General features: G+C 72.6%; 20 protein-coding genes. 9 read left to right on the forward strand and 11 right to left on the reverse strand.

The genetic code is table 11. From position 1 onward, the window contains the following. Window positions 1-2: 2 nt before the first annotated feature. Together IEZ31_RS29385 and IEZ31_RS29390 are read right to left on the reverse strand one after the other, a co-directional pair. Window positions 3-1,109, reverse strand: a complete 1,107-nt coding sequence (locus IEZ31_RS29385; protein WP_190253254.1) for a DNA glycosylase AlkZ-like family protein — start codon at window positions 1,107-1,109, stop codon at window positions 3-5. A gap of 2 nt (window positions 1,110-1,111) precedes the next feature. Then, complete coding sequence (locus IEZ31_RS29390; protein WP_190253255.1) at window positions 1,112-2,398, reverse strand: NtaA/DmoA family FMN-dependent monooxygenase; 1,287 nt, start codon at window positions 2,396-2,398, stop codon at window positions 1,112-1,114. A gap of 146 nt (window positions 2,399-2,544) precedes the next feature. Between IEZ31_RS29390 and solA the strand changes: the two genes are divergently transcribed. Then, window positions 2,545-3,621: an N-methyl-L-tryptophan oxidase gene (gene solA, locus IEZ31_RS29395; protein WP_229835954.1), complete on the forward strand. Its 1,077-nt coding sequence runs from the start codon at window positions 2,545-2,547 to the stop codon at window positions 3,619-3,621. Here solA and IEZ31_RS29400 read toward each other — a convergent pair. Further along, entirely contained in the window at window positions 3,578-4,963 is a 1,386-nt protein-coding gene (locus tag IEZ31_RS29400) for a hypothetical protein (RefSeq protein WP_190253256.1), read from the reverse strand. The genes solA and IEZ31_RS29400 overlap by 44 nt on opposite strands. A 42-nt stretch (window positions 4,964-5,005) precedes the next feature. After that, the gene (locus IEZ31_RS29405) at window positions 5,006-6,172 is read right to left on the reverse strand and encodes an LCP family protein (RefSeq protein ID WP_190253257.1); all 1,167 of its coding nucleotides are present in this window, start codon (window positions 6,170-6,172) and stop codon (window positions 5,006-5,008) included. A 164-nt stretch (window positions 6,173-6,336) separates the two neighbouring features. Here IEZ31_RS29405 and IEZ31_RS29410 point away from each other — a divergent pair, with 164 nt between their 5' ends. The 3 genes from IEZ31_RS29410 to IEZ31_RS29420 all read left to right on the forward strand — a co-directional run bounded on the left by IEZ31_RS29410 (window position 6,337) and on the right by IEZ31_RS29420 (window position 8,392). Further along, entirely contained in the window at window positions 6,337-7,065 is a 729-nt protein-coding gene (locus IEZ31_RS29410) for an FHA domain-containing protein (protein WP_190253258.1), read from the forward strand. Between the two features lie 142 nt (window positions 7,066-7,207). Next, the gene (locus IEZ31_RS29415) at window positions 7,208-7,636 is read left to right on the forward strand and encodes a nitroreductase family deazaflavin-dependent oxidoreductase (protein WP_229835955.1); all 429 of its coding nucleotides are present in this window, start codon (window positions 7,208-7,210) and stop codon (window positions 7,634-7,636) included. Window positions 7,637-7,723: 87 nt separating this feature from the next. Further along, window positions 7,724-8,392, forward strand: coding sequence for an ElyC/SanA/YdcF family protein (locus IEZ31_RS29420; RefSeq protein ID WP_190253260.1), 669 nt, complete (start codon window positions 7,724-7,726; stop codon window positions 8,390-8,392). On the opposite strand, the gene IEZ31_RS29425 is transcribed toward IEZ31_RS29420, so the two are convergent. Then, the gene (locus IEZ31_RS29425) at window positions 8,370-8,798 is read right to left on the reverse strand and encodes a VOC family protein (RefSeq protein WP_190253261.1); all 429 of its coding nucleotides are present in this window, start codon (window positions 8,796-8,798) and stop codon (window positions 8,370-8,372) included. The two genes, IEZ31_RS29420 and IEZ31_RS29425, sit on opposite strands and share 23 nt — an antisense overlap. Window positions 8,799-8,826: 28 nt before the next feature. Then, the gene (locus IEZ31_RS29430; RefSeq protein ID WP_190253262.1) at window positions 8,827-10,128 is read right to left on the reverse strand and encodes a M20/M25/M40 family metallo-hydrolase; all 1,302 of its coding nucleotides are present in this window, start codon (window positions 10,126-10,128) and stop codon (window positions 8,827-8,829) included. Between the two features lie 124 nt (window positions 10,129-10,252). On the opposite strand from IEZ31_RS29430, the gene IEZ31_RS29435 reads away from it, so the two are divergent. After that, on the forward strand, window positions 10,253-10,897 hold the full coding sequence (locus tag IEZ31_RS29435; RefSeq protein ID WP_190253341.1) for a DUF5666 domain-containing protein: 645 nt from the start codon (window positions 10,253-10,255) through the stop codon (window positions 10,895-10,897). 1 nt (window position 10,898) lies between these two features. Here the strand turns inward: IEZ31_RS29435 and IEZ31_RS29440 are convergent, their stop codons facing one another. Genes IEZ31_RS29440 through IEZ31_RS29450 form a run of 3 tightly spaced genes read right to left on the reverse strand, consistent with a single transcriptional unit; the run spans window position 10,899 to window position 12,476 of the window. After that, window positions 10,899-11,348, reverse strand: a complete 450-nt coding sequence (locus IEZ31_RS29440; RefSeq protein WP_190253263.1) for a GNAT family N-acetyltransferase — start codon at window positions 11,346-11,348, stop codon at window positions 10,899-10,901. Further along, the gene (locus IEZ31_RS29445) at window positions 11,345-12,145 is read right to left on the reverse strand and encodes a hypothetical protein (protein WP_190253264.1); all 801 of its coding nucleotides are present in this window, start codon (window positions 12,143-12,145) and stop codon (window positions 11,345-11,347) included. Before IEZ31_RS29445 ends, IEZ31_RS29440 begins: the two co-directional genes overlap by 4 nt. Next, complete coding sequence (locus IEZ31_RS29450) at window positions 12,138-12,476, reverse strand: hypothetical protein (RefSeq protein ID WP_190253265.1); 339 nt, start codon at window positions 12,474-12,476, stop codon at window positions 12,138-12,140. Before IEZ31_RS29450 ends, IEZ31_RS29445 begins: the two co-directional genes overlap by 8 nt. A gap of 102 nt (window positions 12,477-12,578) precedes the next feature. On the opposite strand from IEZ31_RS29450, the gene IEZ31_RS29455 reads away from it, so the two are divergent. Next, on the forward strand, window positions 12,579-13,727 hold the full coding sequence (locus tag IEZ31_RS29455) for a serine hydrolase domain-containing protein (RefSeq protein WP_190253266.1): 1,149 nt from the start codon (window positions 12,579-12,581) through the stop codon (window positions 13,725-13,727). 71 nt (window positions 13,728-13,798) lie between these two features. Here the strand turns inward: IEZ31_RS29455 and IEZ31_RS58930 are convergent, their stop codons facing one another. After that, a complete protein-coding gene (locus IEZ31_RS58930; protein WP_308429449.1) occupies window positions 13,799-14,899 on the reverse strand; it encodes an EcsC family protein in 1,101 nt (366 codons plus the stop codon). A 105-nt stretch (window positions 14,900-15,004) separates the two neighbouring features. Here IEZ31_RS58930 and IEZ31_RS29465 point away from each other — a divergent pair, with 105 nt between their 5' ends. Together IEZ31_RS29465 and IEZ31_RS29470 are read left to right on the forward strand one after the other, a co-directional pair. Further along, window positions 15,005-15,814, forward strand: coding sequence for an SAM-dependent methyltransferase (locus tag IEZ31_RS29465; protein WP_190253333.1), 810 nt, complete (start codon window positions 15,005-15,007; stop codon window positions 15,812-15,814). A gap of 59 nt (window positions 15,815-15,873) precedes the next feature. Then, on the forward strand, window positions 15,874-17,586 hold the full coding sequence (locus IEZ31_RS29470; RefSeq protein ID WP_190253267.1) for a putative bifunctional diguanylate cyclase/phosphodiesterase: 1,713 nt from the start codon (window positions 15,874-15,876) through the stop codon (window positions 17,584-17,586). Between the two features lie 56 nt (window positions 17,587-17,642). On the opposite strand, the gene IEZ31_RS29475 is transcribed toward IEZ31_RS29470, so the two are convergent. Further along, window positions 17,643-19,751, reverse strand: a complete 2,109-nt coding sequence (locus IEZ31_RS29475) for a ThuA domain-containing protein (RefSeq protein WP_190253268.1) — start codon at window positions 19,749-19,751, stop codon at window positions 17,643-17,645. 771 nt (window positions 19,752-20,522) lie between these two features. On the opposite strand from IEZ31_RS29475, the gene IEZ31_RS29480 reads away from it, so the two are divergent. Further along, a complete protein-coding gene (locus IEZ31_RS29480) occupies window positions 20,523-23,897 on the forward strand; it encodes a ThuA domain-containing protein (RefSeq protein ID WP_190253269.1) in 3,375 nt (1,124 codons plus the stop codon). The last annotated feature ends 61 nt before the right edge of the window (window positions 23,898-23,958 follow it).

Raw genomic sequence — 23,958 nt, forward strand, 5'->3', positions numbered from 1 at the left:
CCCTACTTCACCGATAGGATTTCTTCCGGCGGATCCAGCCGCAGCCAGGCGGCCAGCGAGACCAGCTCGCCCAGGACCGCCTCGTGGTCGAGGTCGGCGTCCTCGTGGACCGCGTGCACCCGCAGTACTCCCGACGCGCGGTCGGCGATCGTGTCCACCTTGCCGACCAGCCGGTCGCCCGCCAGGATCGGCAGCGCGTAGTAGCCCCAGCGGCGCTTGGCGACCGGCTTGTACATCTCCAGCTGGTAGTCGAAGCCGAACAGCTCGGCGGTGCGTCTGCGGTCGTAGACGAGCCGGTCGAACGGCGACAGCAGCGCGACGCGGCCCTCGAACGGCCGGCCGAGCCGGGCCAGTTGCCGCGAGTCGACCCGCCAGACCCCCTTGACCCCCTCGACGACGGCCGGTTCGCCCGCCTCGCCGACGTCCTGCGGCTCGACCGGGCATTCGGCGGCGCGGCCGCGGGCGATGCCGAGCGAGGCGAGCCGCCGCTCGTCGCGCCGGCGCTTCGCCTCGGCCGCGTCCGGGACCGCCGCGTCGGGGTACACGCGCGAGGCCAGGTCCCACCGGCGCTCGCCGCCGCGCCGGCCGGCCACCGCGACCTCGCCCGCCTGCACGAGGATCTCCAGCAGCTGGGTGACGTTGCGGTTGTTGGTCCAGCCGCTGGACTTCCACGGCACCGCGCAGGTGTCGGGCAGGTCGCGCGACGGCAGCGGACCGTCGGCGGCGAGCCGGTCCAGGATGTCGCGGCGGCAGTCGTCGTTGGCCCGCACCCACTCGGCCCGCTGGTGCCGCCAGCCGCCGGGCTCGCCGGGCCACTCGGCCATCTCGGCGCGGTACAACGGGATGTCCTCCGCCGCCCGGATCATCCCGCGCAGCTCGACCAGCGACCGCTGCTCGACGGCCTCCTCCAGGTCGGCCGGGGCGTACTCGCGGCCGAGGCGGCTCCACGCCACGAGGTGGGCGCTGGGCGCGACGGCGGCGGTCGGGTCGAGCTGCAGCAGGGTCAGGCCGCGCACGACGTCGAGCAGCCCGGCGGGCCGATGGGCGTCGAGCAGCTGGGCACGCACGGCGATCTGCCGCGCCTCCCGCCGGGAGAGCTGGTGGGTCACGCTCAAAGACTAGGCAGGCCGAGGTTCTCGCGCAGGGTCGGGCCGAGGTAGTCCGGCTTGACGATGCCCCGCCGGCGCAGCTCGTGCAGCAGGCCGTCGACGACGAACTCGTGCTCGCGCGGGTCGTGCAGGCCGCCGACCGACAGCACGTCGAGCACGCCGGCCCGGAACCGCTCCTCGACGGCGTCGGCGAGCTGCCCGGGCGTGCCGGCGACGCTCCAGTGCCCGGTGTCCTGCGCCTTGACGATGATGTCGCGCAGCGTGAGGCCCTCGCGGACGTACCGGCTGAAGATCTCCACCCGGCCCCGGCGCCGGTGCACCGCGTCGACGTCGGGCAGCAGGGACTCGGGCAGCGGCTCGTCGAGCTTGGCCTCGCTCAGGTCGACCCCGCCGCCGAGCATGTCGGCGACGAGGGCCCGGCCGGCCTCGAAGTCGATCGCCTCGCGCCGGTCGCGGACCCGCCGCAGCGCCTCCTGCGCGGTCGCGCCGAACGTGGCGTGGAACGAGCTGAAGACGAAGGGCAGCCCGTGCGGGCGTCCGAGCTCGGCGGCCCGGGCGCGGATGCGGGTGGTGAACTCGCGGGCGGCGTCCAGCGTCGGCAGCGCGGTGAAGACCACCTCGGCGTAGCGGGCACCGAGCTCGATGCCGGCGGACGACTGACCCGCCTGGATGAGCACGGGCCGGCGCTGCGGCAGGGGCGGGATGTTCAGCGGACCTTCGACGCTGAAGTACCGCCCGCGGTGGTCGATCGGCCGGATGCGGGACGGGTCGAGCACGGCCCGGCCGTCGGGCCCGAGCCGCAGCGCGCCGGGCTGCCAGCTGTCCCAGAGCGCGTTGACGACGTCGAGCGTCTCGGCGGCCCGCGCGTACCGCTCCTCCGGCCCCGGCAGCCCGCCCGGCCCGAAGTTCTCCTCGCCGATCGAGGACGTCACCAGGTTCCACGCGGCCCGCCCGTTGCTGACGTGGTCGAGGGTGCCGAACAGCCGGGCGAGGTTGTACGGGTGGTGGAAGGTGGTGGAGACGGTCGCGATGAGCCCGACGCGCTCGGTCACCTGGCTGAGGGCCGCGACGTACACGATCGGCTCCTGCGCCCCGATCGTGCCCTGCGCCCCGAAGGTCAGCAGGTCGGGCACGAAGAGCGCGTCGATGCGGGCCGCCTCGGCCCGTCGCGCCACCGTCCTCGCGGTGTCGACGGTGGAGCGGGCGGGGTCGAGGGCCAGCTCGTACGGTCCGGGATACCCGCCGGCGCCGGTGACGATGCCGAGCGTGCGGGGCGGTCGCGCGGTCATGCGCTCCACCATATTCCTATCGGATAAATAGGAGAAGATGCCGCCCGTCACACCACGGCGAGCCCATGATCGATGGCCCGGCCGCTTGACCGGGGCGGGCGGATTGCCTACCGTCCGAGTGGGTTTTAGGACGGCCGGGAGGGCGCGTGCGGTACGACGTCATCGTCATCGGCGGCGGGGCCATGGGTTCCGCCGCGGCCTGGCGCCTCGCCCTGCGCGGCGCGAGCGTGCTGCTGCTCGAACGGTTCGCCGCCGGCCACACCCGCGGCGCGTCCCACGGGGCGTCGCGCATCTTCCGGGTCGCGTACACCGAGCCCGGCTACATCGCCCTCGCCCGCCGCGCCCTGCCGCTCTGGCGCGACCTCGAGGAGGCCACCGGCACCAGCCTGCTCGACGTCACCGGCGGCGTGGACCACGGCGACCCCACGGCGATCCAAGCGCTGGCCGACGCGTTGGCGGAGGCCGGTGTACCGGGGGAGATCCTCGACCCCGGCGCCGCCGCCGAGCGCTGGCCCGGCCTGCGGTTCGAGACGAAGGTGCTGTTCCACCCGGCCGGCGGCCGGCTGCACGCCGACCGGTCCGTCGCGGCGCTCCAGCGGGCCGCGACGACGCACGGCGCGGTCGTGCGGCACGAGTCGCCGGCCACCGACGTCACCGTCCGCGGCGACGATGACGTCGAGGTCGTCACCGGCGACGGCGTCCACCGCGCCCGGCGGGTCGTCGTCGCCGTCGGCGCCTGGACCGGGAAGCTGCTCAAGGACCGCGTCCGCCTGCCGTCGCTCACCGTGACCCAGGAGCAGCCGGCCCACTTCACGCCCGTCACGGACGCGAGCTGGCCGAGCTTCATCCATCACCGGGCGGACGGCGCCGTGTACGGGCTGCTCACCCCCGGCGAGGGCGTCAAGGCCGGGTTCCACGCCACCGGTCCCGAGGTCGACCCGGACCGGCGCGACTTCACCGCCGAGCCCGCGCAGCTGCGGCGGCTCCAGCAGTACGTCGAGCGCTGGCTTCCGGGGGTCGATCCGGCGACGCCGGCGCCGATCAGCTGTACCTACACGAGCACCGACACGGCGGACTTCGTGCTCGACCGGGCCGGGCCGCTCGTCGTCGCCGCCGGGTTCTCCGGCCACGGGTTCAAGTTCACCACCGCGGTCGGTGACCTGCTCGCCGACCTGGCGCTCACGGCGGCCCGGCCACCGGACCGGTTCCGGCTGCCGGCCTGACCCGGGTCGGGAGCAGGACCAGCAGGGCGACGGCGACCGCGGCCAGGCCCCACCACAGGAACGGCCAGGGAGCGTCGGCGCGGGTGTACCAGGCCGGCAGGTAGGCGGTGAACCGCAGGCCGGCCAGGCTCTCCAGGACGCGCAGCGGCACCAGGTACCCGAAGTCGGCCGAGAAGCCGTTGCTCGGGCTGAACCGGCTCAGCGTCTCCAGCGCCACGGTGGCCAGCACGCACAGCCCGGCGAACGCGGTGACGACCGCGTGGCGGGCGCGGTGCAGCGCGTAGCCGATCGGGAACGCGAAGGCCGGCAGGACGGCCGCCCACAGCCGGGCCGGCGGGGCCCAGCCGCCCCACCAGCCGGGCGAGGTGAGCAGGATCGCGCAGTACGGCCCGACCGCCACGAGCAGCATCATCAGCGGCTCGCGACGGCCGCCGCTCACCGCCAGGAGCACGCCGGGCAGGACGAGCAGGAACACGGGGTACGAGAACAACACCCCGTGCTCCTGGTCGAGCAGCACGCCGACCAGGCTCTTGACCGGGTTGGCGCCGAACAGCAGGTGCTTGTCGCCGGCCTGGTTCACCGACGGGTTGAGGCTGTGCCAGACGGTCCAGAGGTACGCGAACAGGCCGGCGGTGAGCGCGGCGAGCGGGGCCAGGAACGCGGCCCAGCGGCGCCGGTCCCGGCCGATCCGCCACGCGGCGAGCAGGGCGAGCGACGCCTCCAGCGGCAGGAACCGGCTGTGCACCCAGGGCAGCGCGCCCAGCCCGGCGCCGAGCAGCAGCAGGTCCCGGGGTCGCGGCCGGGTGGCGAGGACCCGCAGCGCGTACACGACGACGAGCGCGGCGAGCGGCTCGACGAACACCTTCGCCGTGTACGTCAGCACCGTCGAGCCGAGGCCGATCGCGACCGCCGTCAGCGCGGCGGGTCGCCGATCCAGGCCGAGGCCGCGCAGCAGCCACCACACGTTGGCCACGGTGAGCAGCGACACCGCCACCATGAACAGCAGGACGCCGGTGCGGCCGCCGAGCAGGTACGGCCCGTGCCACAGCAGCGGCCCGCCGATCCCGTGCCACGGCAGCGTGTCGTGCGGCGGGGCCGCCACGTGCGCGGAGAGCGGCCCCGGGTGGAACGCCGTGAAGTCCCAGTTGTCATAGACCGGCCGCACGTGGATCGAGCCGTACCGTTTGAGCGCCTCGTTGATGGCCAGATAGTGTGGCTCGTCGCCCTCGGGCATGCGGGTGTACCGCTGGAGCAGCGCGCTGGCGACCATCGGCACGGCGCAGACGGCGAGGACCGCCGCGAGCGCGCGGCGGTCCTGCGATAACGGAGCGTCGGACTCCACCAGCGCCTCCCCCGTCGTGGTGATCGGCGGGATGCTACCGGTTCAGCCGGTGGTCGTGGGGGACGTCGCCGGCTGCGCCGCATCGTTGTTGATCATCTCCGGATGGCCGGCCACGTAGTCGGCGACCTTGTCCTGGGAGATCGCCGCCAGCAGTCCCTGGGCGGTCTCGTCGAGGAACTCGAACCACTGCCCGTTGATGGTCTGCGAGTTGAACTTGCCGTTGTTGACCCGCAGCGTGACCATCTGGTCGGGCTTGATGCCCTTCAGCGTGAAGATCCAGTCGGCGAGCGAGACGTTGTTGTTGTAGAACGACACGGCCTTGCCGACCGAGTTGAGGATCGCGTTGACCTTGAGCGGGTTGACGACGACGCCGGCGCTCGTCGCCTTCGTGAGCATCGCCTTGATGAACTGCTGCTGGTGGCGCTGCCGGCCGTAGTCGCCGTCGTTGTTGGCCAGCTTGTCGCGCTGCCGGACGTAGTCGAGCGCCTCCCAGGCCGCCATGTCGTAGCAGCCCACGTTGTAGACCTGCGCGCGCATGTTCGGCTTGAGGCCGGTGGGCAGGCCGTCGGCGTTGAAGTAGTACGGCACGCCCTCGGCGCCGGTCTTGGTGTTCCAGCCGGTGTGCACCGAGGTCACCTTCTCGTCGACGCACATGTGCACGCCGCCGAGCGCGTCGACGAGGCCCTTGAAGCCCTCGAAGTTGACGATCGCGCCGCCGTTGAACCGCAGGCCGCCGGCCAGCTTGCTCACCGTCTCGGCGAGCAGCTCCAGGCCGCCGTCCCGGCCGCCGCCATTCTGGTAACCGAACCAGAACGCCGCGTTGATCTTGTCGGTGCCGCCGTCGTACTTCGTCGACGGGTGCGGCGGGATCTGCACGCGGGTGTCGCGCGGGACCGACACGAGGTACACCGCGTCGTGACTGGCCGGCACGTGCGCGATGATGATCGAGTCGGCGCGCACGCCCATCGCCTCGTTGCCGGTGCGCTCGTCGACCCCGACGAGCAGGATGTTGATCGGCCCGTCGATCGTCGCGCCCTCGGCCGCCGCACCGCCCAGCCCGCCCTCGTGAGTGATCTGGCTGCTGTAGTGGTCGAGCAGCACCTTGCCGCCCACCAGCGCACCGCCGCTGACGACCAGCAGCAGCGCGCCGGACAGCAGCGCCAGCCGGGCCCAGAGCGGGCTCTTGTTCGCGCGCCTCTTCCTCGTCACCTGCACCCCCGGACGGGCACAATAGCGCCCCGACCTGTGAACCTTCGGCCTTCGCGCTGTAGACGGACGCCGGGACCCGGATCGTTGCAGGATCACCGACATTTCGCGGTGGGTGTCCTGTGGTACACAGGAGCCCGGACAGGGATTGAAGGGGGAAATGCGCCGTGGGCGTGCTGCAGCGCTTCGAGAAGCGGCTCGAAGGCCTGGTCGAGGGCACCTTCGCCAAGGTCTTCAAGGGTGTGGTCCACCCGGTCGAGCTGCTCAACGCCATGCAGCGGGAGGCCGCCGCGCACAAGCAGAACGTCGGCGGGCGCATCCTGGTCCCCAACCGGTTCGTGATCGAGCTCTCCCCGGCCGACCACACCCGCCTGGCCGCGTATGCGAACGCCCTGGCCCAGGAGCTCGCCCAGTCCCAGGCCGAGTTCATCGGCGAGCAGGGCTGGGCCGTCTACGGCGACGTCCTCGTCGAGGTCGACCGCAACGAGACGCTCGACACGGGCCTGTTCCAGATCGTCGCCTCGGTCCACACGGGCGGCGAGACCCCGGCCCGCCACGCGTTCGGTGTGCGCCTCGTCACCGAGGACGGCGGCAACTACCTGCTCCCGGTCGGCTCGACGGTGATCGGCCGCGGCGACCAGGCCACGGTCCGCCTGGCCGACGTCCGCGCGTCCCGCCAGCACGCCCGCCTCGACTACGACGGCCGCCAGGTGGTCCTGACGGACCTGGGCTCGGCGAACGGCTCCATGGTCAACGGCCGCCGCGTGGCCACGGCCCACCTGTCCCCGGGCGACGAGATCGTGATCGGCAACACCCGCCTGACCTTCCGGGTGGACGGCGCCGCCGAGGCGACGCGCGTGACCCGCATGCCGGACGGCCCGGCCCCGCGCCCCTGACGCCCTGACGGGCGACCCGGGACCGGCTCCCCCACCGGCCGGCGGCCGTGATCTCAGCCTGACCCGAGCTCCGCGCCGCCGCCCGGCATGGGCCATCATGAACCTGGAGCTTCGAGTACGACAGAGAGCAGGGGTGCACCTCGTGAGCGACTGGAACGCCACCATCATCGACGAGTTCCGGGCCAACGAAGGCCGCGTCGGCGGTCCCTTCACCGGAGCGCCGATGGTGCTCATCCACCACCGTGGCCGCAAGAGCGGGCGCGAGCTCGTCAACCCGCTGATGTACCTGCCGGACGGGTCGAACGACGACGTCATCTACGTGTTCGCCTCCAAGGGTGGCGCACCCGAGAACCCCGACTGGTATTACAACCTCACCGCGGCCGGCCACACCACGATCGAACGCGGCACCGAGTCCTACGCCGTCAGCGTCCGCGAGCTCACCGGAACCGAACGGGACGAGCGCTTCGACGAGCAGGCCGGCCGATACCCCGGCTTCGCCGAGTACGCGCAGAAGACCGCCGGCATCCGCACCATCCCCGTCCTGGAGCTCACCCGCAGCGCCACCGCATAGACCGGCGGTGCCGTCGACGGCGCGTTCATCCGCGGGCGGGGGGCGATTCTGCCGCAGGCCGGCCGTCCCGCCGTCTACGGTGTGGGCATGCCGGGCATTCCGCGGGTCGTCACCGACCTCGACGACGTGCCGCCGCGGCGGCTGTTCGAGGTCGCCGAGGCCGTCACCATGATCCTCAGCCTGCCCGCCGACGCCGCGCGGGACGCCGACGGGCTGGCGGTGGCGATCGGGCAGGGTGAGGAGTGGCGGCTCGCGCACGCGCTCACGCTGTGGGAGGGCAACCCGCGGCTGCGGCACCTGCTGATCGCCGACGGCAACCCGGCGGAGGCGACGTACGCGCCCGTGAAGCTCGGCGGGCTGCGCCGCACCGACGGGGTCGAGCTGCAGCCGCAGCCGGTGACGAACACCGCCGAGCAGGCCGCCTGGCTCGCCCAGCGCGTCCAGGACCTGAACATCCGCAGCCTCGGGCTGGTCGTCTCGCCGTACCATCTGCCCCGGGTGTATCTCACCCTGCTCCAGGCCTGCCAGAACCTCGGCGGGAACGAGCTGGTCCAGCTGCTGCCCGTCCCCGTCCCGGTCGCGCCGGACACGCCGGTGCCGGAGACCGGCGCCACCGCCTTCGACCTGCTGCCGGGCGAGATCCGGCGGATCATCGTGTACCGCGAGCAGGGGTGGGTCGCCGGCCCGAAGGAGCTGCGGGAGTACCTCGCCCGGCTGTGGCGGCAGCCGCCGCTCAGCCGAAGTCGGGCAGGATGAGCGACCCGTCGTCGGCCAGCGGGAAGCCGGGGTTGTGGGCGATCTCCCACACGTGCCCGTCGGGGTCGGTGAAGCAGCCGGCGTAGCCGCCGTAGAACGTCTCGTGCGCCGGGCTCGTCACCGTCGCGCCCGCCGCGAGCGCGGTGCGCAGGATCTCGTCGACCTCGTCGCGGGAGCGCACGTTGTGGGCGAGGGAGATCCCGCCGAAGCCGTCGGTGCCGCGGTCGTCGAGACCGGAGTCGGCGGCCAGCATCGCGCGGCCCCACAGCACGAACGCCAGCCCGCCGGCCTGGATGAAGACGGTCTCCTGGACCTCCTTGCCCCGCCAGCCGAGCCGTTCGTAGAAGGCCCGGGCACGGGCGAGGTCGGCGACGCCGAGCGTGACGATGCTGATCCGCTGGTCCATGATCCCGACGGTACCAACGCCTCCGGGATCAGCAACTGCGCAGCAGCCGGTCGAGCACGCGCGTGCCGAACAGCAGCCCGTCCACCGGCACCCGCTCGTCGACGCCGTGGAACAGCGACGTGAAGTCCAGCTCCGGCGGCAGCCGCAGCGGCGCGAACCCGAAGCCGCGGATGCCGAGCGCCTGGAACGCCTTCGCGTCGGTACCGCCGGGCAGCAGGTACGGCAGCACGTGCGCGCCCGGGTCCTCCGCGACGAGCGCGGCCGTCATCGCGTCGACGAGCCGCCCGTCGAACGTCGTCGCGACCGGCGGCAGCGACGCCCAGTCCTGCTCGACGTCCGGCCCGAGCAGCTCGGCGACGGTCCGCTGGAACTCGGCCTCGCGACCCGGCAGGACGCGCCCGTCGACGGTCGCCGACGCCACCGAGGGCACCACGTTGGCCTTCACCCCGGCGTCGAACATGGTCACGTTGGCGGTGTCGCGCAGCGCCGCGCCGATGAGCCGCGCCGCGTTGCCGAACCGGGCGACGGCCGCCTCCGGGTCGTCCTCGTCGAACGGCACCCCGGTCAGCTCGGCGACCCCGTGCAGGAACTCGCGCATCGGCCCGGTGAGCACGAGCGGGAACCGGTGCCCGTCCAGGCGGGTCACGGCGGCGGCGAGCTTGGCGACGGCGTTGTCGGTGTGCACGAGCGAGCCGTGCCCCGCCGTCCCCCGCACCTTCAGCCGCAGCCACACGGCGCCCTTCTCCGCGGTCTGCACGAGGTACGCCCGGACCCCGTCGCGCACGGTGAGCGAGAACCCGCCGACCTCGCTGATCGCCTCGGTGACCCCGTCGAACAGTTCCGGCCGGTGCTCGACGAGCCACCGCGCACCCTGGAACCCGCCCGCCTCCTCGTCCGCCAGGAAAGCGAACACGATGTCCCTCGGCGGGACGAGGTTCTCCCGGCGGTACTGCCGGGCAAGGGCGAGCGACATCGCCACCATGTGCTTCATGTCGATCGCGCCGCGCCCCCAGACGTAGCCGTCGCGGACCTCGCCGGAGAACGGGTGCACCGACCACTCCGCCGGGTCGGCCGGCACCACGTCGAGGTGCCCGTGCACGAGCAGCGCGCCGCGGCCGGGGTCGGCGCCCGGCAGCCGCACGACGACGTTCCCGCGCCGCGGCCCGGACTCGACGTACTCCGGCCGGTACCCGGCCTCCGCGAGCCGCTCCGCGACGAACTCCGCGGCGGCGCGTTCCCCGTTGCCGTCCCGTGGGTCGTCGGTGACGGCCGTGTCGAACCGGATCAGCTCGCTGGCGAGCCCGACGACCTCATCCTGCGCGGTAGCCATCCGCGCACCCTACGGCCGGTGCCGGGCCCGATTCACAGGTACCCCGAAGGTCCGCGGGATTGACGGCACAGGCTGGCGGGGCATTGTCGGCTGGTACAGCCATGAGCCCGAAGGGAACCCGAACATGACCGACGACGCAGCGAACGGCACGCCGGTGCCGCCGTGGGCGGGGCCCGCGCCCGAGACGCCGGCCCCCGCACCGAGGGGCGGCCGCGCCTCGAAGCTCAAGATCGGCATCGTGGCCGCCGTGTCCGGCGCGATCGTGATCGGCGGTGGCGTGGCGGTGGCGAACGCGGCCAGCACCGGGAACGCCGTCCAGCAGGGTCCGGGCGGCGGCCACGGCGGATACGGCGGGTACGGCGGCCCGGGTGGCGGCCCCGGCGGGGGCTTCCCCGGCGGCCGCGGCGGCATGGAGCGTGGCGGCACCCACGGCGCCCTCCACGGCGACTTCGTCGTGAAGGACAGCTCCGGCAAGTACGTCACCTACCGCCTGCAGACCGGCACCGTCACCGCCGTCAGCGACACGTCCATCACGGTCAAGAGCGAGGACGGCTACAGCACCACGTTCGCCGTCAACGACAGCACCAAGGTCGGCAACGGCTCCGGCAAGATCGGCGACGTCAAGACCGGCAACACGGTGACGGTCGTCGGCACCGTGGACGGCACCACGGTGACGGCGACGAGGATCGCCGACACGTCGCTGCGCGGCAACAAGCCGAGTCGCCAGCCGCGCGGCAGCGACGCCCCCAAGCCGACGAAGACGGCTTAGCTTAGAGGTCGCGGACGAAGGTCACGAGCGTGCGGCCCGGCCCGTTGTAGTCCGGGACCGGGCCGCCGACCGTGAACCCGAGCCGGCGGTGGAACGCGATCGACGCCTCGTTGACCGGCGACGTGATCGCGCTGACGACCCGCCGGTCGTGCTCCCGGGCGAGGGCGAAGAACCGCTCGTAGAGCGTGCGGGCCAGCCCCTGGCCGCGGGTGCCGGGGTGGACGCCGACGAAGTGGATGTACGCCTCGTCCGGCTCGGACGGCGACAGGATCCCCACCAGGAACCCGCGCAGCCCCGCCGGCCCCTCCGCCACCAGGCTCGTGCGGTGGAAGTGGTCGAGGAACAGCCGCGGCAGCCCGGCCAGGATCGGCCGCCCCCACCAGTCGTCGACCACCGCGGCGATGGCGTCGTAGTCGCCCGGCCGCGCGAGGCGGATCAGCGGTTCGGTCATCGGTCCATCCTGATCGAGCGGGGCCAGCGGCCGCCGGGCAGGGCGGTGTGGTCGGCCAGCTCGCCGGACAGGCGCCGCACGCTCGCCACGTCGGCGGCGAGGCGCTCGGCGAGGTGGGCCGCGCCCGAGACCAGCTCGCCGACGACCGTGCCGACGAGGTCGGCCAGGTCCTGCAGCGACGACGGGAACTGGGTGAGCACGCCGGCCATCGTCGCGGCGCCCTCCAGGCATGCCGTCGTCAGCGCGGCGGCGACGGCGGCGACGCGGTCGGCGAGGCCGGTGAGGTACGCGAGGTTCGCCGTGGCCACCTCGGCGAGCCAGTCGCTGGTGGCGCGGGCCTGGGCGGCGGCCTGCCCGAGGGCGTCGAGCTGCTCGCGGGCGACCTCGAGGTACGCGTCCTTGGCGGGACCGGCCCAGTAGACGAGGTTGCGCCCGGGCGGGTCGAGCGCCGCGGCGACCCCGGTGACCGGCGTGAACACGGCCGGCAGCCAGGCCAGGCTGGCGTCCAGCAGCGCCAGCACGGGCACCGCGCGGGCGGCGGCCAGCTCGGCCCGGTCCAGGACGCGCCCGACCCGCAGGCGGAGCATGGCGAGCCGGTGCCGGATGAGCGCGAGCCCGTCGGCGGCGTCGGCGGTGACCCGCTCGACGATGCCGCCGAACCAGCCGTCGGTGGCGAGGCGCCGCTCGACCAGCCGGATCCCGGCCTCGACCCGGCCGAGGAGCCGGTCCCACTCGGCCCGCACCTCGGCCAGGCTCACCTCCACGGCCGCGACCGCGTGCCGCAGCGGCTCAGTCACCCCACACCGCCGCGAGGTCGGCGACGGCGCCGAGGTCGGCCGCCGAGTACCGCTCGGCGCACGCCCGCAGCGCCGCCGCGATGCCGTGGAACTCCGCCGCGGCGTCGCCGAACAGCCCGGCGAGGTGCGCGCGCATCTCCTCGTACACCCGCCATTGCCCGGTGTCCGGCACATCCGCGACGGCGAACCCCAGCGGCGACAGCCCGAGCCCCGCGGTCGCGGCCCGCACGGCCGTCATGCGCTCCCCGGCGTCGTCCCACCGGGCCGCCTCCGCGCGGATCGCCTGGCGCGCGGCCCGGATCGCGGCCGGCGAGCCGTAGTCGAACTCCATCGTTCCCCTCCCCCGTACGAGCCTCTGCCCCCGTACGTGCCTCTGCCCCCCGTACGGGCCTCTCCCCGGCACGAGGCCGGAATCGTACATAGGGTGGACCGCATGGACGAACTGCTCCGAGCGCTGCAGACGAGGATCGAGGCGGGCGAGCTTCCCGGCGCCGTCGCCGCGGTGGCCACCACCACGGGCGATGCCCGGGTGGAGGCGCTCGGCGTGACGGAGTTCGGCGGTACGGCCCCGATGCGCCGCGACACCCCGTTCCGCATCACGTCGATGACGAAGCCGATGGTCGCGGCGGCGGCCATGATGCTCGTCGAGGACGGCACCCTGGCCCTGGACGCGCCGGTCGAGCGCTGGCTGCCCGAGCTGGCCGGCCGCCGGGTCCTGCGCCGTCCCGACGCGGACCTGGACGATACGGTGCCGGCGGATCGCCCCCTGCTCGTCGAGGATCTCCTGACGTTCCGCCTGGGCCACGGGCTGCTGCTGGGCCCGGAGGCCGACTACCCGGTGGCGGCGGCGGGCCGGGCGCTCGATCTGGCCCTGGCCGAGCCGGACCCGCGCACCCCGCACCCGCCCGACGAGTGGCTGCGCCGATTCGCGACCCTGCCGCTGCTGCACCAGCCGGGCGAGCGGTGGATGTACAACTCGGGCACCCTGGTCCTCGGGGCGCTGCTGGCCCGCGCGTCCGGCGCGGCGCTGGACGAACTGCTGCGGGAGCGCCTGTTCACTCCCCTCGGCATGACGTCCACCGGCTTCTCGCTGCACCCGGCCGTGGCCGCGCGGCTCCCGGCCCGCTACCTGGGCGGCATACGCCAGCCGCTGTCGGCCCCGTCGGACTGGACGCAACGCCCGGTCTTCCCGGACGGCTCGGCCGGCCTGGCGTCCACAGTGGACGACGTGGTGACGTTCGGCCGGTTCCTCCTGTCGCGCGGCGCCGGCCTGCTGTCGCCGGCGTCGGTGACGGCGATGACGACGAACCACCTGACGCAGGGCCAGATCGACGCGGCCGGCGTCCTCCTGGACGGCAGGGGCTGGGGCTACGGCATGTCGGTCACGGTGCGGCCGGACGAGGTCTCGGCGGCGGGCCGCTACGGCTGGGACGGCGGCTACGGAACGTCATGGTGCAACGACCCGGCCACGGGGCGGGTGTGCGTCCTGCTGACCCAGGTCTCGGACATCCTCTGGAACGGCACAGCGACGGCGTTCGCCCGGCTGGCCCTGCGCTGCCGCCTCGACGGTGCCCCGGGCTGACGAGCCTGGACACCCAGCGATCGAACGGTCGCCGGGTGCGGCGTCCGGGAACGTCGACGGGCGCCCGTGGGTCAGACCGCCGGGGTGCCCTCGGCGGGGAGGACCTTCGTCGGGGCGACCGGTGCCGCGGGGAGCGGCTGCGTCGGCCAGACCGGAGCGTCCGGCTCGCCGGGCAGCTGCGCGGTCGGGCCCGGCTGCGCTGCCGCCTCGGCCGGCACCCCCGTCCCGGGCTGCGCCGGCGGCGTCGGCGGCTCCAGCAACCAGCCCTGCGGCTGCGCCACCGCCCGGGCGGGCGGCGCGGCCGGCACCGGCGGTGCGGACCGGGCCGGTGGGGCCGACGCGACCGGCGGGGCCGCCTGAGGTGGCACCGAAGGGTGGAACGGGGCCGGGGGCAGTGCGTGCGGCGGGTGCACCGGGTAGTGCTGCGGCGGCGGGCCCGCCCGGTGCGGCGCGAACGGCACGCCGGGAGGCAGGGCGGGCTGGAACGGCGGCCGGCGGTACAACGTGATCGCCCGGCCACCGAGCGCCTTCGTCGCGTTGCCGTTCGTGACGCCGCCCAGGATGATGCCGGCGCCCGGCACGACCTTCGCGAGCATCTTCTTCGCCGCGCGGACGCCGGCCATCTGGGCCAGCTTGAGGCCCAGCTTCACCATGACGCGGCCGACCGTCGGGCGGTCCTGCGGGAGCAGGGCGTCGAAGCGCTCGCGGCCCTTGGCCACGGCCAGGGCCGTGCGGGCCGTTTGCGCGTATTTGTGCACATTCTGCAGCACGAGCAGCTCGGCCGCGCGGTCCGGGTGGGCCGGGTCGGCGCCGTAGTTCGCGGCCAGCATCAGCACCATGCGGGCCTGGGTCCACGCCAGGACACCGATGTCGAGGACGGCGCCCGCCAGCGGGACGGCACCCGACACGGCGCCGGACAGGCGGGACTGGTTCACGTAGCGGTACACGATCATGTTGGCGAGCGCGTCGGGCGGGGCGCCGGGGTTCTGGCCCTTGAGCTTGTCGAGCTCGCGGGCCATCCGCGGGCCGAGGCGCGACACCGCTTCCAGCGCCAGGTGCTCCGGCGCGTACTCAGGGTCGGCCTTCATCTTCTGCCACAGACCGCTCGGGGGCCCGTCGTCGCCGTCAGCGGCGCTGTCAGAGAGATCGGGCGATGCGGTCGGCTCGGTCACACGACCAAGATAAGCAACGGGTGCCAACGGGACCACAATGCCGGTCGGGTACACGATAGGCTGACCTGTCACGTACCGACCGTGATCAACATGGGGAGGGCTGCCGTGAGCCTGCCGGACTGGGCGCCAGCCGGGGTGGACACGACCGTGCCGAACGCGGCCAGGGTGTATGACTACGCGCTCGGCGGCTACCACAACTTCGCCGTCGACCGGGAGTTCGCCGAGCGGGCGATGCAGGCCTGGCCGGGGATCGGGCGGGTCGCGTATGCCAACCGGGCCTACCTGGGGCGGGCCGTGGAGTGGCTCGTCGACGCCGGGGTGCGCCAGTTCCTCGACATCGGCTCGGGCATCCCGACGCTCGGCAACGTCCACGAGGTGGCGCAGGCCCTCGCGCCGGACGCGCGGGTGATGTATGTCGACATCGACGAGGTCGCCGTCATGCACAGCGAGGCGATCCTGGCCGGCAACCCGCGCGCCGCGGCCGTGCAGGGTGACCTGCGCAAGCCGCAGGAGATCCTGGCCAACCCGCGGGTGCAGGAGCTGCTCGACCTCGGCCAGCCGGTGGCGGTGCTGCTGGTGGCGGTGCTGCACTTCATCGCCGACGAGGACGACCCGGCGGGGATCGTGCGCGAGCTGGGCGACGCGCTCGTCGGGGGCAGTTACGTCGCCGTCTCGCACTTCACCCGCACCACCGGCCTCGACTCGGAGCAGGACCGGGTCACCAAGTTGTATGACCAGACGCCGACCTCGGTCCGCGCCCGCACCCCGGAGCAGGTGGCCGAGATCCTGGGCGGGCTGGAGCTGATCGGGCCCGGGGTGGTGCCGGCGACCGCGTGGCACCCCGACCCGGAGGTCGACGAGCCGGAGCAGCCGGCCGTCCTCGCCGCCGTGGGTCGCAAATCGGTCGCAAACTAGCGCGCGTGGGGAAATCTCGACATACTTCACTCGTCGCCTCCCGAGCGAATGAGGTCTCCATGCGGCAGCGGCCTGCCCACCCGCTTGACGATCACGAGTCGCCGTCCCGGACATTCGCCCGCGCCTGGGCCCAGCGCCTGCACGAGGTCTCCTTCGTGCCCCGCCGCCTCGGCCGCACCATCCCGCTCCTGCAGGACCTGACCGCCCTGCTCGCCGCCGCCCTGACCGGCGACGAGCCCGACCCGGCGGCCGGGCACCACGCCGGCACCGCGCTCGTCGAGGCGCAGCTGTGGTCGCCCGCCGCGCTACGGGCCAGCGTCGAGCACATCCACACCCGGCTGCGCAGCGACCTCGGCATCACCCATCCGGACGCCGCCGACCGGCTGGGCCCGCTGCTCGGCGCGTTCACCGAGGCGTTCGCCGAGGGCGTCCGCGCCGTCGCCCTGACCGAGACCGACGACCTGCGCCGCCACGAACGGGCGACGGCGCAGCGCGCGGTGCTGCAGGCCGAGCAGGAGCGGCAGCACGCCCTCCTGCACGACCAGGTCTCGGGCCTGCCGAACCGGCACGCCCTCACCGAGCACCTGACCACGCTCGCCGCCAAGTCCGACCGCCTCGCGGTGTGCGTCCTCAACCTGGTCCGCTTCGCCGAGATCAGCGACGCGCTCGGCACCGACCCGGCCGACGCGCTGCTGCGCGAGGTGGGCCTGCGGATGCGCGACCTCGCGGTCACCCACGGGTTGTTTGCGGCCCACCTGGGCGGCGACGAGTTCGTCCTCGTGCAGGCCGGCACCCGGGGCCCGGACGACGCGGTGAAGCTGTTCGACCTGGTCCGGGAGGCTCTCGCGTACCCCTGGGGCCCGGCCGCCCACCCGGTCCAGCTGGACGCGAAGGGCGGCCTGCTGGAGCGCGCCGCGACGGGAGCCGTGGCGGGCGAGCTGCTGCGCACCGCGAAGATGGCGCTCACCTGGGCCAAGAGCGACCCGGTCGGCTCGTATGCGATGTTCGAGCAGCACCGTCACGACGCCGACCGCCGCCGGCACACCCTGTCCCGCGACCTGCCGGGCGCGGTGCGCAACGGCGCGCTGCGCCTGGCGTACCAGCCGATCGTCAGCCTCACCGACCGGCGGGTCGTGGCCGTGGAGGCCCTCGCCCGCTGGCGTCACCCGGACCACGGCGAGGTCGCCCCGGCCGAGTTCATCCCGCTGGCCGAGCGCATCGGCCTGCTCAACCGCCTGATCGGCGCCCAGCTGCGGGCGGCGGGCCGGCACGCCCTGAAGTGGCAGCGCACCGGCCGACCGGTGCGCCTGAACCTCAACGTGTCGACGGCCCAGCTCACCGACCCGTCCCTGCCGGCGATCGTCGGCGAGGCGCTGGACGAGACGGGCTTCCCGCCGGACCTGCTGACCTTCGAGGTGACGGAGGAGTCGATCACGACGCCGCAGGCATCGACGCTGGCGGCGCTGGCCGCGTTGGGCGCGAGCTTCGCGGTCGACGACTTCGGCACGGGGTATTCCAACTTCGCCCGCCTGCACGAGGTCAGCCGCACGGCGGTGACCAGCCTGAAGGTCGACCGCTCCCTGCTGGCCAGCTCCGACGTCCTGCTCACCACGCTGGTGACCCTGGCACACGGGCTACGGCTGCACGCGGTGGCGGAGGGCGTCGAGACCGAGGACCAGGCGGCCCATGTCCGCAAGCTCGGGTACGACCACGCCCAGGGGATCCTGTTCGGCGCGCCCGCCCCGCCGGACGAGGTCGCCGCGCTCCTCTGACCGGTTCCCCCGCCGCACCGCCGCCGGCCCACGTGGTGGACCGGCGGCGGCACCGGTCAGGCGTTCTTCAGGGCGGACATCCAGCTCCGCAGCTGGCGGGCCTGGCGGTCGAGCTCGTCACGCGCCGCGGCGGTGCCCGCGGCGGGCGAGCCGGTGATCGCGCTGATCTTGTTGAGCGAGTTGCCGGCCGCGTTGTAGTCCTGGCGCAGGTAGGCCGCCTGGGCGTCGTCGAGCAGCGCCGCGGCGGCCGCGGCGGACTCCGGCGTCAGGGTGCCGGCCGCGGCGCCGGCGGTGATGAACGTGCGGGTCTGCCGGAAGGTCGAGCAGTTGGCGTCGACCTGCCCGGCCGTCCAGTTCATCCCGGCCAGCAGGATCTGGGTGAACGAGTCGCGGTAGTACTGCGCCCGGTCGTGGCCGAGGATGAACGAGAACGCGCGGCCGCCGTCGTACTCCTGGCACCACGCGATCGGGTGGTCGCCGCCCATCAGCGGCAGCGGGTTGTTCGCGGCGTTGCCGCTGTTGAGGCTGCGCCGGTAGGACTCCTCGTCGAGGCTCAGCAGCGTGTGCACCTCGGCCCGCGGGTTGTGGTCGAAGTTGTACAGCTCGTCGATGGTCAGCCAGGTCTTCGGCAGGTGCGCGGTGGCCGGGTTCGTGGTGTCCTCGGTGTTGACCCGCACGTTGATGCAGCTGCCGCAGGTGCCTTCGCCGTTCTGGCCGCCCGGGTGGTTGGTGAACCACGCGCCGACCAGGTCGCGGTACCAGGGAACGTTGTGGATCGCGTCGGACGCGCCGTGCAGCGCGAGGTATCCGCCGCCGGCCCGGATGTACTCCTGGAACGCGGCCAGCTCGGCGGCGTTGAGGGCGTCCGCGCTCGCCGGGCTGTTCGCGTTGGTCCCGTCGACCGGTGAGGAGAAGATGACGGTCTTGTACTTCGCGAGGTCGGCGCCCGACGTGAACGGCGTGCTCGCCAGCGATGCCGGGGCGAGCCGCGGGTCCCAGATGTCGACGTCGAAGCCGTACCGCTGGCCCCACTGCTGCACGAGCAGGGCGGTGTCCGGGATGTGGTCGTGCCGGAAGCCCTTGGTGGCCGAGAAGTACAGGACCCGGAACTTGGCCCCGGGGAAGTTGGTCGACGCCGCGAGCGGAACGGCCGCCGCGATCGGGTCGGGCCCGGCGACGGGCGTGACGATCATCCCGGTCGCCGGATCAGCCGGCAGCTCGCCGGCGATCTGCTGCTGCAGGTAGCGGGCATCGCCGACGAGCGTGTCGCGGACCTGGCCGGATGTCGACCCGCCCTGGGCGGCGGCGACGAACTGGTTGAGGGCCCGCTTCGCCTGGTTGGTGTTGCCCGCCTCGGCGAGGCTCGCCGCCTCCGCCAGCTTGGCCTGCAGGTCAGCCGCGAGGCCGGCACCGATCGAACCGCCGCTGGCGAAACCGTCGATGAGGGTGCCGAGCTCGGCGAACGACGTGGTCACCACGAACGTCTGGTCGAACCGCGCCGCGTTGCCGGCCGCGTCGCTGGCCACCACGCTGATCGTGTGCGCGCCCGTCGACAGGGTCGAGGTGCGCACCGGCAGCGGGGTCGTCTCGATCTGGTCGATCCACATCTTGTGGATGAAGACGCCGCCGGAGCCGGGCGCGGGATCGGTCCGGGTCGGGATCAGCGTGGCGGTGTGGCCGACCTTCCCGGCGACGACACCGGGCCAGCTGACGACCGGGGCGACGGTGTCGATCCGGACGGTGATGGTGCGGGTGGCCTCGACCGAGTTGTCACCGCTGACGGCGCGGTACCCGACCGTCGTGGAGCCTTGCTGGGTGATCTCCACCGACCCGGTCAGCGTGCCGGGATAGGGGCTGCCGGCCGACACCGCGGTCTGGAAGGGAGCCGCGTTGCCGAGACGGTACTCGAGGCGCTGGACGCCGCCGGCCCCGTCGGTCGCGGACAGGTTCAGCGTGACCGGCCCTCGGTACCAGTTGTTGGTACCGGTGGCAACGGCCGGGGTGAGCGTGGCCGGCACGCTGGTCGGCGCGGCCCAGGCCGATGCGGCGATGACGAGCGACCCGACGGACATGGAGGCGGCCGGCAGGGCGACGGCGACCAGGGAGCGGAGCAGACGTCGGCGGGGATCTCGCGGACCTCGTGCGGTCGGGGGTTGGCTGGGCATGTGCTTCCCTCCAGTTGCGTGATGGGACGCGGAGGCGGCGTCGACGAGCGAGGCGCGCATGGCGAGCAGCGGACCCGGCGTCGGACCGGGTCAGGGTGTGGCCGGCTCGCCGGTCGCGTCGCTGGCCTCGAGCGTCCCGGGGTGTTGGCCGGAGAACGATCGACCTCGAAGTGACCGTTCACTCGGCGGAAGAGTATCGCAGCACAAAAGTTAGTAGTATTTCCGATTAACTTTCCTGCGATTCGACAAAAGCTCTCGACGCCTGTCGAACAGCTAGGTGGCTTTCATCCGCACTCGCCGGTTCCCCATGCCTCGCAAGTGGCGATCGGCCGGTACCGGAACTCGATCACCGCCGACGAGTAACGCTGGGGGCTTCTGTTGCACTCCTTCACTAGGGCGACTGCGTCTCGGCACCTTCTGTCCGATTCTGACGAACTTTCGGCGCTCCCAACAGAAGTTAGATCGTTCACAGCTCAACTTTTGTCGACATCACCCTATCTTTCGATTGGGGCGACGTATATGGTGACGGCTATGCGTTGACCGAGCCAGTCGCTCGCCCCACTGCACGGGATCCAGGCGAGCACTGGGCGCAGCTCGGTACGACGTCGCCGCATTGCCACGCCCCAGCGATCGACCCTTGCCGTGCGCCTTCCCTCCGGGCGCGCCGCAACCCCACCCGAACCGTTCCCCGGTCGGACGTGTCCGCCAACGGCTGCTGCCTCGGTTCGTCGGCGGCCCGCACGTCCGGCAACACCCCGCGGAGGAGGTTTCATGTTCAACGCTCCAGGCCGTCGGCGCACCACGTTCGCCGGCCTGCTCGCCCTCAGCGCTTCACTGCTGGTGGGAACGACGTCGGCGTCCGCGCCGGCGCTCGCCGCGCCCGCCCCGGAGAGCAACGGCAGTCAGTTCAAGGTGCTGGTCTTCACCAAGGCCGTCGGCACGAAGAGCTCGTCGACCGCGGCGGGCGTCGCCGCGATCAAGCAGCTGGGCAACCAGCTGCGATTCACCGTCGTGGAGACCGACGACGCCGGCAAGTTCGACCAGGCACATCTCAAGCAGTACCGCGTCGTCGTCTTCCTCAACACCTACGGCGACGTGCTCAACGCGGCACAGCAGGCCGCTTTCGAGGACTACTACACCGACGGCGGCGGCTTCGTCGGCGTCCACTCGGCGATCGAGACCGAGACCGACTGGTCGTTCCTCACCGACGTCCTCGGCACCCGCGCGTCCGGCTCGTCCGCCGTCACGCAGGCCAGGATCAAGGTCGCCGACCGCGTCCACCCGGCGTCGAAGAGTCTGCCGGAGTCGTGGAACCGCACCGACCAGTGGTACAACTTCACGTCCAACGTGCGCGGCTTCTCGCACGTGCTCGCGACCGTCGACGAGAACTCCTACGCCGGCGGCACGATGGGCTACGACCACCCGATCACCTGGTGCAAGGACTACAAGGGCGGCCGCTCCTTCTACACCGGGCTGGGCGACACCGCGGCCAGCTTCGGCACGCAGGACCTGCGGGCGCACCTCGGTGGTGCGATCCAGTGGGCCGCCGGCATGACCGACGGCGACTGCGGCGCGACCGTGCTGGCCAACTACCAGATGGACTACATCGCCGCGCCGCCGAACGTCAGCGAGCCGATCGGCTTCGACGTGCTGCCCGACGGCCGCGTCGTGCAGACCGACCGTCGCGGCGGCGTCCGCCTGCACGACCCGGCGAACAACACCACCCACCTGCTGGCGCAGATCCCCGTGTACATGGCCAGCGAGGACGGCATGTACGGCCCGGCGATCGACAACGACTTCGCCAACAACCACTGGGTCTACCTGTACTACTCGCCGCTGACCATGGAAGCGCCGTACCCGCAGACGACGCCGACCGCGAACTCCCCGACGACCGGTGCCGACCCAAGCGTCTGGGATCCGTGGAAGGGCTACTTCCAGCTGTCGCGGTTCAAGTTCGTCGACGGGCCCAACCCGACCCTCGACGTGGCGTCCGAGCAGAAGATCATGAAGGTGCCGGTCGACCGCGGTGCCTGCTGCCACGTCGCCGGCGACATCACCTTCGACAAGGACAACAACCTGTGGATGGTGACCGGCGACGACACCCCCGCGGGCGGTGGCAACTCCGGTGGCTTCGCGCCGTTCAACGACATGCTCACCACGACCGGGCAGTACAACGCCCCCTACGTCGACGCCCGGCGCTCGGCGCTGAACACGAACGACCTGCGCGGCAAGATCCTGCGGATCAAGGTCCAGGGTGACGGCTCGTACACCATCCCCGCCGGCAACCTGTTCACCGGCAACGAGGAGGGCGGCGGCAAGACCCGGCCCGAGATCTACGCCATGGGCTTCCGCAACCCGTTCCGCATCACCGTCGACAAGGACGGCGTCGCCTACGTCACCGACTACTCGCCCGACTCGTCGACGCCGCAGGTGAACCGCGGTCCCGCGGGCACCGGCCGGATGGAGATCGTGCGGAAGCCGGCCAACTACGGCTGGCCGCTGTGCTACTCGCCGACCCTGCCGTACTACCGGTGGAACTTCAACACCTCGACGCCGCTGGACAACCCGCCGCAGGCGTTCGAGTGCAACAACCCGGACCGCGGCCCGGCCAACACGTCCCGGTGGAACACCGGCCTGACGTACTCGCCGCCGATCGCGCAGCCGGACATGTGGTACTCGTTCCAGGACAACAACGCGGCCAACCCGCTGGGCACGCCCTGCGCGGCCTACTACATGCAGAACCCGCCCGGCAAGTGCCCGCAGCTGTTCCCGGAGCTCGGCACCGGCGGCGTCGGGCCGCACGGCGCGGCCAAGTACGACTACGACCCGAACAACCCCAACCCGACGAAGTTCCCGGCGTACTACGACCAGTCCATCTTCTTCGGCGAGTTCACCCGCGACTACCTGCGGGAGATCCGCCTGGACTCGTCCGGGCAGGTCTTCAAGATCAATGACCTGCTCAGCTGCGGCGCGGGGCCGACCACGCCCGCCCGGCCGTTCCTGTGCGACAACCCCATGGACATGATGTGGGGCAAGGACGGCAACTTCTACCTGCTGACCTACGGTGACGGCTTCTTCAACATCAACCCCGACGCCGCGCTGGTGAAGTTCAGCTACGTCAAGGGCACGCGGGCACCGATCGCGAAGCTGTCCGCCACCCCGACCGACGGCGTCGCGCCGCTGACCGTCGCGTTCTCCAGCGAAGGCTCGAACGACCCGGACCCGAGCGACTCCATCAAGTTCGCCTGGGACTTCGACGGCAACGGTACGACCGACTCGGTCGACCCGAACCCGACGTTCACGTACACGACGAACGGCGTCTACACGGCCCGGCTCACCGTGACCGACTCCAGCGGCAAGACGGCGTCGGCCAACACGACCATCACCGTCGGCAACACCTCACCGACCGTGAAGGTCACCGTGCCGACCGAGGGTGGACTGTTCTCCTTCGGCGACTCGATCCCGTTCAACGTGACGGTCACCGACCCGCAGGACGGCACGATCGACTGCTCCCGCGTCGAGGTGACGTTCGTGCTCGGCCACGACAGCCACGGCCACGCCGAGTCCACCGCGACCGGCTGCTCCGGGACGCTGCCCACGTTCGCCGAGGACGTCTCCCACGGCGGCAACGTGTTCGGCGTGATCAGCGCCTCCTACACCGACAAGGGCGGCCCCGGCGGCATCCCGGCGCTGACCACGGTCGACCAGGCGACCATCCGGCAGAAGAAGCAGGAGGTCGAGTTCGTCGTCGACCAGTCCGGCACGAACACGGCGGCGACGACCGACACCGGCGGCGGCCTGCAACGCGGCAGCCTCGGCAGCGGTGACTGGATCGCCCTGAACGGCGAGATCAACCTGCAGAACATCAACTCGCTGACGTTCCGCACGTCGGGTGGCAGCGGCGCGGCCGGCACCGGCTCGGTCGAGGTCCGCCTGGACGCGGTCAACGGGCCGGTCCTGACCACGGTCACGATCGCGCCCACCGCGAACGCGACGACCTACGCCAGCCAGACCTTCCCCATCACCGACCCAGGCGGCGCGCACCGGATCTATCTGGTGTTCCGACCTGTCGCGGGCGGGCCGACGAACAACTTCTTCAACCTGAACTGGGTGGAGTTCGGCGGCCAGGGCGTAAGCGCGCCCTAGCACCACCCGCCGGGGCGGGGTGTGTCACCCCGCAGTACGCCGCACCCCGCCCCGGTCTGCA

Source organism: Dactylosporangium sucinum, from assembly GCF_014647515.1.
Lineage (GTDB): Bacteria > Actinomycetota > Actinomycetes > Mycobacteriales > Micromonosporaceae > Dactylosporangium > Dactylosporangium sucinum.